The sequence below is a fragment of the Candidatus Thiosymbion oneisti genome (genome assembly GCF_004359955.1).
GTDB classification, from domain to species: domain Bacteria; phylum Pseudomonadota; class Gammaproteobacteria; order Chromatiales; family Chromatiaceae; genus Thiosymbion; species Thiosymbion oneisti.
This window is the reverse complement of the sequence record NZ_SMSC01000027.1, coordinates 26,700-40,172: the sequence shown is the minus strand read 5'-3', so window position 1 is coordinate 40,172 and position 13,473 is coordinate 26,700. Positions and strand designations below refer to the sequence as shown.

Annotated in this window: 7 protein-coding genes; 2 read left to right on the top strand and 5 right to left on the bottom strand. The window is 59.9% G+C overall.

Annotated features, from left to right (window positions below):
• Positions 1–106 precede the first annotated feature (106 nt).
• Positions 107–2,029 (top strand): ATP-dependent zinc metalloprotease FtsH, encoded by a 1,923-nt coding sequence (gene ftsH / locus E1958_RS15525; RefSeq protein WP_207787654.1) that lies wholly within the window; start codon positions 107–109, stop codon positions 2,027–2,029.
• Between the two features lie 472 nt (positions 2,030–2,501).
• On the opposite strand, the gene topA is transcribed toward ftsH, so the two are convergent.
• The gene (topA, locus tag E1958_RS15520; protein WP_133512673.1) at positions 2,502–4,799 is read right to left on the bottom strand and encodes a type I DNA topoisomerase; all 2,298 of its coding nucleotides are present in this window, start codon (positions 4,797–4,799) and stop codon (positions 2,502–2,504) included.
• Between the two features lie 666 nt (positions 4,800–5,465).
• Here topA and E1958_RS15515 point away from each other — a divergent pair.
• Complete coding sequence (locus E1958_RS15515) at positions 5,466–6,371, top strand: IS110 family RNA-guided transposase (RefSeq protein ID WP_133512672.1); 906 nt, start codon at positions 5,466–5,468, stop codon at positions 6,369–6,371.
• Between the two features lie 174 nt (positions 6,372–6,545).
• On the opposite strand, the gene E1958_RS15510 is transcribed toward E1958_RS15515, so the two are convergent.
• From E1958_RS15510 to E1958_RS15495, 4 genes are all read right to left on the bottom strand, one after another.
• The gene (locus E1958_RS15510) at positions 6,546–6,779 is read right to left on the bottom strand and encodes a hypothetical protein (protein WP_133512671.1); all 234 of its coding nucleotides are present in this window, start codon (positions 6,777–6,779) and stop codon (positions 6,546–6,548) included.
• A 162-nt stretch (positions 6,780–6,941) separates the two neighbouring features.
• A complete protein-coding gene (locus E1958_RS15505) occupies positions 6,942–7,478 on the bottom strand; it encodes an REP-associated tyrosine transposase (protein WP_133512670.1) in 537 nt (178 codons plus the stop codon).
• 356 nt (positions 7,479–7,834) lie between these two features.
• The gene (locus tag E1958_RS15500) at positions 7,835–8,728 is read right to left on the bottom strand and encodes a hypothetical protein (protein WP_133512669.1); all 894 of its coding nucleotides are present in this window, start codon (positions 8,726–8,728) and stop codon (positions 7,835–7,837) included.
• Between the two features lie 409 nt (positions 8,729–9,137).
• Positions 9,138–13,133: a ribonucleoside-diphosphate reductase subunit alpha gene (locus E1958_RS15495; RefSeq protein ID WP_243725287.1), complete on the bottom strand. Its 3,996-nt coding sequence runs from the start codon at positions 13,131–13,133 to the stop codon at positions 9,138–9,140.
• Between the last annotated feature and the right edge of the window lie 340 nt (positions 13,134–13,473).

Here is a 13,473-nt window from a genome sequence, read left to right as displayed (position 1 = left end):
TGCTCTTTGATAGAAACCGCTGGCGTCCCCATTTTCCGAGTAGATGCTCGAAAACGCCACCGGGGCCGGTTTTCGTGGAAGCAAGAGGGCTCATGCCTTGAGCGACATGGCGAAGAATGTGATTCTATGGGTGGTCATTGCGATCGTCCTGATGTCGGTGTTCAACAACTTTACGTCGACCCAACGTGGTCCGCAGGCGATGGCCTACTCCGACTTCGTCGATCAGGTGCATCAGGGCCAGATCGCGGAGGTGACCATTACCGGCCGCACCATCGAAGGGGTGAACCAATCCGGTCAGCATTTCTCTACCTACAGCCCCGGGGATGACGGTCTGGTGGGCGATCTGCTCAACAACAAGGTGCTGATCAAGGCGGGTCCTCCGGAGAAGCCCTCGGTCCTGATGCAGATCCTGATCAACTGGTTCCCGCTGTTTATCCTCATCGGTCTGTGGATTTTCTTCATGCGCCAGATGCAGGGTGGGGCCGGTGGTCGCGGGCCCATGTCCTTCGGCAAGAGCCGCGCGCGCATGCTCTCGGAGGATCAGGTCAAGGTCACCTTCAGCGACGTGGCCGGTGCCGACGAGGCCAAGGAAGAGGTCACGGAGATGGTCGACTTCCTGCGCGATCCGTCCAAGTTCCAGAAGCTCGGTGGTAAGATCCCCAAAGGCGTGCTCATGGTGGGGGCCCCGGGTACCGGCAAGACGCTCTTGGCACGGGCCATTGCCGGTGAGGCCAAGGTGCCCTTCTTCACCATCTCCGGCTCCGACTTCGTCGAGATGTTTGTCGGCGTGGGTGCCTCCCGCGTGCGCGATATGTTCGAGCAGGCCAAGAAGCACGCCCCTTGCATCATCTTCATCGATGAAATCGACGCCGTCGGTCGCCACCGCGGTGCAGGATTGGGAGGCGGTCACGACGAGCGCGAGCAGACCTTGAACCAGCTCCTGGTGGAGATGGACGGCTTCGAGGGCAATGAGGGCGTCATCGTCATCGCCGCCACCAACCGGCCCGACGTGCTCGACCCGGCCCTGCTGCGCCCGGGCCGCTTCGACCGGCAAGTGGTGGTACCTCTGCCGGACGTGCGTGGGCGCGAGCATATCCTCAAGATCCACATGCGCAAGGTCCCGGTGGGGGAGGATGTAAAGGCCTCGATCATCGCCCGCGGCACGCCGGGCTTTTCCGGCGCCGACCTGGCCAACCTGGTGAATGAGGCGGCCCTGTTCGCTGCCCGTGCCAACAAGCGTCTGGTCGATCAGGAAGAATTCGAGAAGGCCAAGGACAAGATCATGATGGGGGCGGAACGCCGCTCCATGGTCATGTCCGAGGAGGAAAAGAAGCTCACCGCCTATCACGAGGCCGGACATGCCATCGTAGGTTACTTGGTGCCGGCCCACGATCCGGTGCACAAGGCGACTATCATTCCCCGCGGCCGGGCCCTAGGCGTGACCATGTTCCTGCCCGAGGAGGACCGCCACAGCTGGTCGAAGCAATACCTCGAGAGTAAGATCTCAAGCACATTCGGCGGGCGTATCGCCGAGGAGCTGATATTCGGCAAGGAGAAGGTGACCAACGGCGCCACCTCGGATATCGAGGTCGCTACCCGGATCGCGCGCAACATGGTTACCAAGTGGGGCCTGTCGGAGAGGCTGGGACCCCTCACATACAGCGAGGAGGAGCAGGAGGTCTTCCTCGGCCACTCGGTGACCCAGCACAAAAACGTCTCCGACGAGACAACACACCTCATCGATGAAGAGGTACGCAGCTTCATCGACCGCAACTATGAACGGGCCCGCAAGCTACTCGACGGAAACATAGACAAGCTGCACACCATGGCCGATGCCCTCATCAAATACGAGACCATCGATTCGGACCAGATCGATGACATCATGGCCGGGCGTTCCCCGCGGGCACCCAGAGACTGGGACGAAGAAACAGAGGGTGGGTCCGGCAGCGCAGGGGTGACCCTAGGCCCCAAGCCCGAAGGCAGTGCGACCGGTGAGGGTCATATCGGCGGCCCGGCGGGTGAACACTAAGAAGCTGTCCGGTTAAAACGGATCCGAGCGTCGGGTTGCGTTACACCGCGTTCGGCACTGTGCCTGTTCGGGCGCAGTCCTGGGTTATTTGGCGTTGGTTGTAGGAAAAGATCCCTCCTGCGTCGGGACCAGTCCGGCGTGTTGGGTTACGGCGCGTTCGGCCACGTCACCGTGCTTCGGGATCGGACAGCGCGCCTAACCCAACCTACACTTAACGCGAGGCCGCGCGGGCCGGCAGCGCGGGGGTAATCTGGGTGTAGGTTGCGTTGAGACGCCGGTACCGACCTGGCCGTCGATCAATGAGCCGTTGGGCGTCGCAACGCAACCCGTCAAACCCTGTTCCGACGCAGGAGGGATCTTTCCCCCCAAACCGTGCTGAATCATTGGATAGGCTGTGCCCACCGGGTAGGCACAGTATTGGTGGGCACAGCCCACCCTACGCAAAATATGCATTCACTACTCAAAAGACGGTCTACTCGGGCGTGGCGGTCTCCTCGCCGGGGGCAGTATAGTTGCAATCCTTCCGGGGACAGACCTTCCGTGCTCCATCACGCTTGGTGACCTTGAGCGTGAGCACCGGCCAGCCGCATTGGGGGCATGGCCCGGCGACCGGCTCGTTCCAGAGCGCGTAATCGCATTTGGGGTAGGTGGAGCAGGAGTAGAAGACCTTGCCCTGCCGCGACTTCTTCTTCAGCAGGGTCCCCTGGTCGCACTTGGGGCAGGTGACACCCGTATCCTGGGGACGCTCCAGGGGCTCGATATAACGACACTTGGGATAGGCGCTGCAACCGATGAACTTGCCGTATTTGCCGCGCTTCATCTGCAGCTCGGAGCCGCACTCGGGACAGCTGCGTCCCTCCACCACCTCGGCCGGGGGTTGCTCGGGCTTGGTCGCGTCCGCCAGGTCCCGCGTATAATCGCACTCCGGATACTTGGTGCAGCCGATAAAGCGGCCGTGACGCCCGAGACGAATCGATAGGGGCGCACCACACTGGGGGCAGGCCTCTTCGATGGCCTCCTGGGTAACGTCGCTGCGCTTGACGTGCTCCTGGGTGTGATCGACGCGGTCCTTGAAGGGTCGCCAGAACTGTTCCAATAGGGGGATCCAGTCCTCTTCTCCGCGGGAGACCGCGTCCAGCTCGTCCTCCAGCTTGGCCGTAAAGTCGTAATCTACGTAGGAGGTAAAGTACTCGGTCAGGAACCGGTTGACGATGCGGCCCACATCGGTCGGGTGGAAGCGTTTCTTCTCCAGCTCCGCATACTCCCGTTCTTGCAGGGTGGAGATAATGCTGGCGTAGGTGGAAGGGCGGCCGATCCCGTATTCTTCCAGGGCCTTGACCAGGGACGCCTCGGTGTAACGCGGCGGCGGCTCGGTGAAGTGCTGCTCCGGGCGGATGGCCTTCAGGTCCACCAGCTCGCCTTCCCGCAGCTGGGGCAGCATCCGCTCCTGGTCGTCGTCCGCCCCTTTGGCGTCATCGCGTCCCTCCAGGTACACGCGCATGAAGCCGGGACTGACCACCGCGGAGCCGGTGGCCCGAAACAGGTTGCCCGCTCCCGCGCTCAGATCCACTGCCACCATGTCGATCAAAGCATGGGCCATCTGACAGGCCAGGGTACGCTTCCAGATCAGCTCGTAGAGCCGGGCCTGATCCGCGGTCAGATGGGCCTTGAGGTCCTGGGGTAGGCGCCGGATGGACGTAGGCCGGACCGCCTCGTGGGCCTCCTGGGCGTTCTTGGCCTTGGTCTTGTAGATGCGCGCCTGGGGTGGCAGGTGGTCGGCGCCGTAGCGTTCGCCGATGAACCCACGGATCTCGTCCAGGGCCTCGGTAGCCAGGTTGACCGAGTCGGTACGCATATAGGTGATGAGCCCCACCGCACCGCCGCCCACGTCCACACCCTCGTAGAGCTGTTGAGCGATCTGCATGGTGCGCTGGGCGGTAAAGCCGAGCTTGCGCGCCGCCTCCTGCTGGAGGGTCGAGGTGATGAAAGGAGGGGCCGGATTGCGTTTGCGCTGCTTGCGCTCTACCAGCTCGACCTTGAGCTTCCCCCGGGCCGCCTCCACCAGGGCGCGTTTAATCTCCTCGGCCCGGGCCTCGTCCCGGATGCTGAACTGCTCTAGCTTCTCGCCGGCAAACCGGGTGAGTTTGGCCTCAAAATCTTTGTCCTCCTTGACCGCGTCCGCGATAAGGGTCCAGTACTCCCGGATCTCGAAGGCCTCGATCTCCTGCTCCCGCTCCACGATGAGCCGGAGCGCGGGGCTCTGGACCCGGCCGGCGGACAGGCCGCGCCGGATCTTCTTCCACAGCAGGGGCGAGAGGTTGAAGCCCACCAGATAATCCAGGGCCCGGCGCGCCTGCTGGGCGTTGATCAGATCCACGGAAAGCCGCCGCGGATTGGCCACCGCGTCCTGCACCGCACGCTTGGTAACCTCGTTGAAGACGACCCGGTGCACCGGCCGCTTGCCGAGCTGACGGCGGTTCTTCAAGAGCTCGTAGAGATGCCAGGAGATGGCCTCCCCTTCCCGGTCCGGGTCGGTTGCCAGATACAATGCCTCGGCCTGCCTGAGCCTCCTGGCGATGTTCTGAACGTGCCGTTCGTTGCGCTCGATGACCTGGTACTGCATGGAAAACCCCTGGTCCGGATCGACCGCCCCCTCCTTCGGGACCAGGTCGCGCACATGGCCGTAGGAGGCCATGACCTCGAAGTCGGGACCTAAATATTTCTTGATTGTCTTCGCCTTGGCGGGCGACTCCACGATGACCAGGTTCATGGGTTTGCTTAGCATCCGATGGTGAAGGGCGCATAGAAAACGCGAGAAGCCACCTCGATGTCAAGCGATTGTTGGGAACGGATACATCGCCAAATCCAAAGCGGCGGCAGGATTGTGCCACTTGGCCGACCCCCCGCTTATGCCTGGCGCTGTCGATTCCGGTAAGCATCGGGGTAAGGTTGCCGCCGCACTCCAAAACGTCCGGTGGGACCCTTCCATGATCGTTGTCAGTCTGGAATCCATAAAGAGCCTCCTGAATTATTTGGCGCGGTTTGGCGGACCGGACGTAGGGAACCTGCTGCCCGTGCCCAACACAAAGATCCCTCCCTACGGTCGGGACAAGTGTTGGGCACGCCCACCGTCCAAAGATGCGGTTCGCCGCCGGGCACGTCCCGCACCCGGCGGCTCACCACATCCTTGTATGTTCTGTTTCCAAGGGAGAGCCAAGGATAAGCTATAAAAGGATTTGATGAAGAGGACCTGGGAAGCCGTCGCATCCTGAGGCCACGAGCCTGCACGTAGATTGGCTCCCCGCCCGCTGCCAATACCGAAGCGTATCCGAGGCCGTGAGCGGTGCTCGTGAGCCTGCAGACACAAGGTCGGTAGGCGAGGGTCCAGGGTCGGGGAACCGGGTACAGATCTTACTGGTTTTTTCGGATTGGAGACATGAACATGAACGTCGCCGGAATCGATGTCAGCTACCAAACCGTTACCTTGGTCATCAGCCAAGCCGGTCGGATGGGAAAATCCCGCGAATTCAAGAACACCTCCCAGGGGCACGCGACCCTGATCAACCGCTTGCGCAAGGCTCAGGTCAGTCGCGTCGGTCTGGAGGCGACCGGTCTCTATCACCTCGATCTGGCCCTGGATGACGCCGGGTTGGAAGTCATGGTCATCAACCCCAAGGCCGCCAAACGCTTCGCCGAGGCCATGCAGACCCGGACCAAGACCGATGCCGTCGATGCCACGCTCCTCGCCCAGTTCGCCCTGCGCATGCCCTTCGAGCCCTGGCAGCGTCCCGACGCACTGGCCCTGACCATCCGCGCTTGCGCGCGCCGCATCGCTGCCCTCAACCAGCTCCGAACCCAAACCAAGAACCAGCTCCATGCCGCTGAGCAAACCGCCGCGACACCAGACTTTCTCCTCGCTGACCTGCAACAGAGCATCACCCAGCTCGATGCGCAGATCGAACACCTGCGCCAGCAGGTCTTGGACCTCATCGCCGCCGATCAAGACCTCCAACCGACCTTCGAGCTCCTCATCAGCGTCACCGGCATCGCTGCCGCCAGTGCCATTCAACTCCTTGGCAAACTGCTGGTCCTGCCCCACGACATGCGGGCCAAGCAATGGGTCGCCAGGGCCGGACTCGATCCGCGCCAACACCAATCCGGCTCCAGCGTCAACAAAAAGCTCCGCCTGTCCAAGGCCGGCAACCGCTACTTGCGTATCGCGCTCTACATGCCGGCACTCAGCGCCGCGCGCCACGACCCTAACGTCAGGGCCGACTACCGTCACCTCATCGAACGACGTGGCCTCAAGAAGATCCAAGCCGTCTGTGCCATCATGCGTTAGCTCCTGCACACCATCCATGCCATGCTTAAGAACCGCACCCCCTTCGACAGCAGCCGCTTCTTTACCCCCACTGAAACCGCTGCCTGATAAATCTAATTTATCCATCGGAGGTGAATTTTTGTGGATCAGGAGGCACATTGGACTTGCATTGGAACAGAGTATCTACATGAACTGTCAGTCATTGATCTCGTCGATGTACTCTTGATCCTTCAGCGCCTTGCCGATTGCCGTATCGAGCCGTCGTAATAGCGCATCGAGTGACTCGGAATCCCGCCTGACAAGCGCGGCCAGCATGTTATGTTCGTCGGATGCCATTGCGGCGACTTCACCAAAGTCGAGAGCCTCGGAATAACCGATCTCGATGTTGCCCCCGTTTTCAATGAGCCATTCAATGTTCGGCAGTTTCATTGTTTGCAGTCCTGTTATTTATATTAATCGCTCGTAGGATGTGGTGAGCTTGCCTGCCACGCCCCAGGGATGGGGCAGGCACGGCGAACCGCATCATTGATGCAGTGAGCGAAATGAACCATATCATCAGTACGACGAGTAACGCGAACCAAATTAATCATGTCATTCTCCGGCTTCGACCGCCTCAACCGGTTCGGTTGCCCAATCAAGCGAATAGATCCCTCGCTCCACGAACGAATGAAAACTAGAGTGTTTCCAATCCGAAACCCGCTTTACCCATCCGTGCTTAACCGGATTCCAGTGGATATAATCAACGTGATGCATATAATCCTTATCGTCGCGAATCAGGTGCTCCCAGAATCGCCGTTGCCAGATTCCACGCTCTCCTCGTTTCCGACGGCTTTCGGAACTTTGCTCTCCTTCTCCCGGAACGAGCCCGCGCGAAAATCCAGCCTTTATCAATGCCCATCGGGTTGAATAATCGCTGTCACCCCACGGCAAGGTCCAAATGCAGTGTAAGTGATCCGGCAGTACCACGACTGCGTCGATAGCGAATGGATGATCGGCTTTGACCTTTCGCAAGACCTGTCGTAATCCGTCGATGTTTTCCGTCAGCAATCGGTTGTCGTGCCTCTCTGCCAAGTTCACCGTGAAGAACCAGGTTGCGCCTGAAATCTTTGGTCTTCTGTAATCGGTCACGTGACCTAGCCTCAAGGCACACCGAACGCCGATGCGCGCCGATTCATGATAATCCACGTCAATTCACGTAGGATGCGGTGAGCGCGGTAGATCTTACAGGATGGCACCACATAGGAGACGCGAACCGCATCATCGATGCCAGCCGGGAACCACGAATGAACACGAATTTTCACGAATCGGCGTAGCCTCTCGTAGGTGTCTTCTCTGAAGGTTGGCACAGATCCACAGGTCAGCACGAGGGTCTGCCCCTCCGGTACCGACGAGTGGGTTAGCGTGCATTCATGTGGATTCGTAGTTTATCTTCCAATGCGGTTCGTGTTACTCACCGCACCCTACGTGGGCTTTTTGATATATTATCAATGTGGTGTGCCCATAATTAAATCCTGAGCCTTCTGCTCTGGCAACCACTCCATAGTAAAATTCAGATGCTCAGCTTTTTTCTCTGACTTTGAGAACTGAATAGCGCACAACCTCCCCACACCTTTGGGTAAATTATGACGCTCTCGATAACTAACTATCCTCTTTGCAGACTCTAACGCTATGTTTCGCTTAATATCCAGTAATGTGCTGGAGATTGTTCTGAAAGCCTCCCCCCAGTTGTGAAGGCTATCTATGACAGATATTTTTTCCTGTGATGTCCTGAGATCTGCTATTAATTGCTGGTTCCAAACCCCTTTTTCTTCGAGTAGTTTATCTCTCAAGATATCCAGTCGAAAGCCAATTCCTTCTTGCTCGATGCTATCCGTAAAAGATATCTGTATCGGTGGCATACCAACATGCTGACAATAATTTCTTAGTTTATAAAACAACCTATATTCAAATAGATTGTCATATTGTTCAGATTGAACTTTCTTCCATCTTCCAAATTGACCCGAGTTCCTTCCAAACTTTCGTGATAGCGAATGATTAGAATGGTCAAGTAACGACCTAAACATACTGAAAATATTTAGCAGTAGTCTAGAAAAGTTCAGAGATATTGAGTCAAATTTTTCCTCATTCATATCCCTAGTTTCTAGGAAGTTAGCTGCATAATGCACAACAGCTTCCAGAAACTGCTGAATATTTAGTTGAACACTATTAACCAACTGCAAGCTGTTGTGATATTCTGAGATAGCCCTTCTATCTTGTTCTAAAGTGTCATGGCAAATCACTTCAATTGCATTTATTTTTTGGGTTGGTTCCGCTTTCCCTTCTTCAAGCTCACCAACGACAAAAGCTAGATACCACTCTTCTTTATCTTGATTATCCATGAGCTTTTTTGGTTACCTAATAAGTTTTGCAACAGACCAGTGGATTACACTTATCCCTAGTCAACCTACTCCTATATTTCATTATCTCGGCGTCCTCTGTGTTTCTTTTGTGGTTCACCTTCCGATGCGGTTCGCTGCCTACCTGTGCGTCCCTGCACGCAAGCAGGTACTCACCACCCCATTGATGCGGTTCGCGACCCGGGTCAATGCTGTCCTGAGTGTCTGATCCGCGCTCACCGCATCCTACGCGGGTTGGCGCCTTTGCGGTTCATTTTGATGCGGTTCGCGCCCCCTGGTGGTGCCATCCTGTAAGACCTACCGCACCCACCACATCATTGATGCGGTTCGCGCTGGTCGCTCCGCTCCCGGCGCTCACCAGCATCCTACGATTCTTTGTGCCTTTGCGGTTTTATTGGCACGCCTCGCATTCGGGATCCAGTATCGAGCAGGCCTGGATTTCATCCGCCCCGTTTCCTTTACCCGAGGGGTAATGACCACCCACGGCATTCAGTTGGCTGGCCTTGGCGGCATCTGCCATGGTGGATTTCTCCAGATGGGTCGCACCCATGGAGCGCAGGTAGTAGGTGGTCTTGAGTCCCCGTACCCAGGCTAGCTTGTAGAGGTTGTCCAATTTCTTTCCGTTCGGCTCACGCATGTAGAGGTTGAGGCTCTGGGCCTGGTCGATCCATTTCTGGCGGCGACTGGCGGCCTCCACCAGCCAGCGGGGGTCGATCTCGAAGGCGGTGGCGTAGAGTTCCTTGAGTTCTTGGGGGATGCGGTCGATGGCCTGGATGGAGCCGTCGTAGTACTTGAGGTCGTTGACCATAACCGGGTCCCACAGATTCCGTTCCTTGAGGTCTTTGACCAGGTAGGGATTGACCACCGTGAACTCCCCGGACAGGTTGGATTTGACGAACAGGTTCTGATAGGTGGGCTCGATGGACTGGCCGACCCCGACGATGTTAGAGATGGTGGCCGTCGGGGCGATGGCCATGCAGTTGGAATTGCGCATGCCGACGGTGCGGACCCGCTCCCGCAACCCGTCCCAGTCCAGGGTGCTGCCGCGGTCCATCTGCAGATAACCGCCGCGGCTCCCTTCGAGCTGGGCGATGGAGTCGATGGGCAGGATGCCCCGGCTCCACAGGGAGCCCTCGAAGCTGGGGTAGCGCCCGCGCTCCTCGGCCAGGTCGGTGGAGGCGCGGATGGCGTGGTAGGCGACGACTTCCATGGAGAGATCGGCGAAGCGTACTGCTTCCTCGCCGGCGTAGGGGATGCGCAGCTTGTAGAGGGCATCCTGAAAGCCCATGATGCCGAGCCCTACCGGGCGGTGGCGCAGGTTGGACTTCCGGGCCTGGGGCACGCTGTAGTAGTTGTAGTCGATGACATTGTCGAGCATACGCATGGCGGTACTGACAGTCCTAGCCAGTCGGTCCGTGTCCAGGCCCCGTTCGCCCACATGGGCGGCCAGGTTCACCGAGCCCAGGTTGCACACGGCGATCTCCTGGTCGTTGGTGTGCAGGGTGATTTCGGTGCACAAGTTGGAGCTGTGTACCTGTCCTAAGTGCTGGTTGGTGTAACGCAGGTTGCAGGGGTCCTTGAAGGCGAGCCAGGGGTGGCCGGTCTCGAACAGCATACCGAGCATCTTGCGCCACAGGTCGACGGCCTTGAGGGTCTTGGCGACCCGCAGCTCGCCGCGGGCGGCCTTTTGCTCATAGGCGTAGTAGGTGTCCTCGAAGGCGCGGCCAGTGAGGTCGTGCAGGTCCGGGGTCTCGTCCGGGGAGAACAGGGTCCAGGGGCCGTCTTCGGCGACCCGTTTCATGAACAGGTCCGGCACCCAGTTGGCGGTATTCATGTCGTGGGTACGCCGGCGGTCGTCGCCGGTGTTCTTGCGCAGCTCCAGGAATTCCTCCACGTCGATATGCCAAGTCTCCAGATAGGCACAGACGGCGCCCTTGCGCTTGCCGCCGTTGTGGACCAGGGCGGCGGCGGTCATGTAGGTCTCGTCGCCGTCCACCTTGAGGTCGTGGACCTCGGGTACGGGCCGGATGGGGGTAACGGATTTGATCCTGGTGAAAATGCAGTTACCGAGGCGGAACCAGTTGTGCTTGGTCAGTGGCGGTACGCCCACCAGGCCGGCGATTCGGGGTACGGCGGGAATACGCAGATCGAAGCCGCAAGAGATACCGCTGAAGGCCACGATGGAGCCGTCGCTCCGGGTGCCCTCGTGGGTGTTGTTCCGCTCCCGGTACTGCCCGGCGCAGGGAACGCCGAGACGCAGGAGTTGATAGCGCAGACCTTCGGCTAGCGGAGCGGAGACGGAGGTAAAGTAGATTTCCTTGCCGCGCGAGACCCCGCCGTCGGTCTCCAGCAAGCCCTGGATCAGGGCCAGGGTCTGGTCATGGGGCAGGTGGCTGAAGCGGCGGGCGACGCGCTTATTGCCGCCGGCGTCGTAGAGGTCCTCGTAGGCGAAAGGCAGGTGGGACTGATCCAGACCCACGAAGCGCCCGGTAGTGGCACAGCGGGCTAGGCCCCGACCGACACTCCACTTGATCTGCACATAGGTATCGCCGCGCCCGTTCTCCCAGTAGCGGATACCCCGGGCATCCAGGTAGTCGCGCACGAACCGGAGCTGTCCGTTGTCGCCGCCGGGATTGCCGGAGACACCGAATTCCGAGCCGCGCGTCAGGTGACCGTCCCCGAGCAGGATGCCGTAGAGGCGGGCGTCGTCCCTGGTAAATCCGGGCACAGGGACCACTTCGTTCGGGATGACCTGGGCCACGTAGTCGCCGTGCGCGAGCCGGCCGGCCTCGATCCAGTCGGGAATGAAGCGCCCCTTCTCGATCTGTCTCAGAGTACGCTCGATGGACTGTTCCATGGGCACCCCTCGGATGGCCCAGAAGGGGTGGCCGGCGGTGACTCGCAAGTCCCGGATCGCGTGTTTGACCGCAATCCGCACCATGGGGGCGTCTTGCTGTTCGTAGACCAAGTGCTCCGTGATCTGCCGGTAGCGGCCCCGCTGGCCGAGCACCAGGTCGCCGACCTTGACTTGGTCAATGGATCGGGGTCCGTCGGCGGTGAAAACGGTGGTGTCCGGCGCGAAGCATTGGTTCACCGCCACCGCGGTGTCGTTGGCTACCTTGAGGAAGGGCACTACCCCTTGACTCTTGCCGTTGGTGCCCTTGATATGGGCGCCCATGCCCCGCACCCGGGTCCAGTCGTTACCCAGCCCACCCGCGAATTTGGACAGCAGGGCGTTGTCCTTGATGGCACCGTAGATGCCGTCCAGGTCGTCCGGGACGGTGGTCAGATAACAGGAGCTCAGCTGGGGACGCGGGGTACCGGCATTGAACAGGGTCGGGGTCGAGCTCATGAAATCGAAGGAGGACAGGAGCCGGTAGAACTCGATGGCCCGTTCCTCGCGGTCGAGCTCGTTCATGGCAAGACCCATGGCAACCCGCATGAAGAAGGCCTGGGGCAGCTCGCAGCGCACGCCGTGCGTGCTGTGGATGAAGTAGCGGTCGTAGAGGGTCTGCAACCCGAGATAGGTGAAGGCGAGATCACGCTCGGGCTCGAGGGCGGCGCCCAGGCGTTCCAGGTCGTACTGGGTCAGGCGGCGGTCCAAGAGCTCCAGGTCCGCCGCCTGCTTGACGTAGGCGGTGAAATAGTCACCGTAGCGTTCCGCCAGATCTGCTTGGGTCTCGACCCCCACGGCCATCCCCAGGAAGCCCAGAGCCTCCCGGCGTAGGATGTCCAGCAGCAGGCGGGCGGCGACAAAGCCGTACTCCGGCTCCTGCTCGATCAGGGCACGGGCGCTCATAACCAGGGCCTGGCTCACGTCCGCCTCCTTGATCCCGTCGAACAGGTTGCGGCAGGTGTCGTCCAGGACGGCCTGGCCGTCGATCGCTGCCAGGCCCCGGCAGGCCTCCGTCATCAAGCGCTGCAGACGGGCCATGTCCAACGGGTGGGTGCTGCCGTCGGCGCGGGTAACCTTGATCCGGTGTGTTTCCCGCGGTGCGACGGCGGCCTTCTCGGCCCGCTCGCGGGCCCGCTGCTCCCGGTAGAGCACATAGGCGCGGGCCACCTTGTGTTCGCCGGCACGCATCAGGGCCAGCTCCACCTGGTCCTGGATGTCCTCGATGTGCACCGTGCCGCCACCGGGCAGACGGCGGGTAAGGGCACCCACCACCTGGTCCGTGAGGGTCTTCACGGTATCATGGATCCGGCTGGAGGCGGCCGCGTTGGATCCCTCGACGGCCAGGAAGGCCTTGGTCATGGCCACCATGATCTTGTTGGGATCGAAATGGGTGACCTCGGCGTTGCGTCGGATCACCTGCACCTGTCCGGGAACACGGGCAGCGATCTCGGCCCGGTTATCCTGCGGCTCGCGCGCGGACGACGACGCAATGGGATCCGGTGGAACGATGGATGGCGCTTTATCAGGGGCCACGTTTCCTCCTCGGGCGGCTCGATTCGGGGTTTTCTCTGGGTTCTCCCACAGACGGGGTGGGTGGTGGGACACACACCCATAAACACAATATATACGCTGACAAAAGGCTGACTACTATATCTTGTGTTGACCTAGAGCAATCCTGAATTATTTGGCGTTGTCCGGAGGGTTTGACGTGTTGCGTTTCGACGCCCAACAGCTCATTGATCTACGGCCAGGCCCGGTTTGCGTCTCAACGCAACCTACACCCATATTACCTCCTGTGTTGCCTGCCCGTGCGGACCTTGCCCGAAGGCGT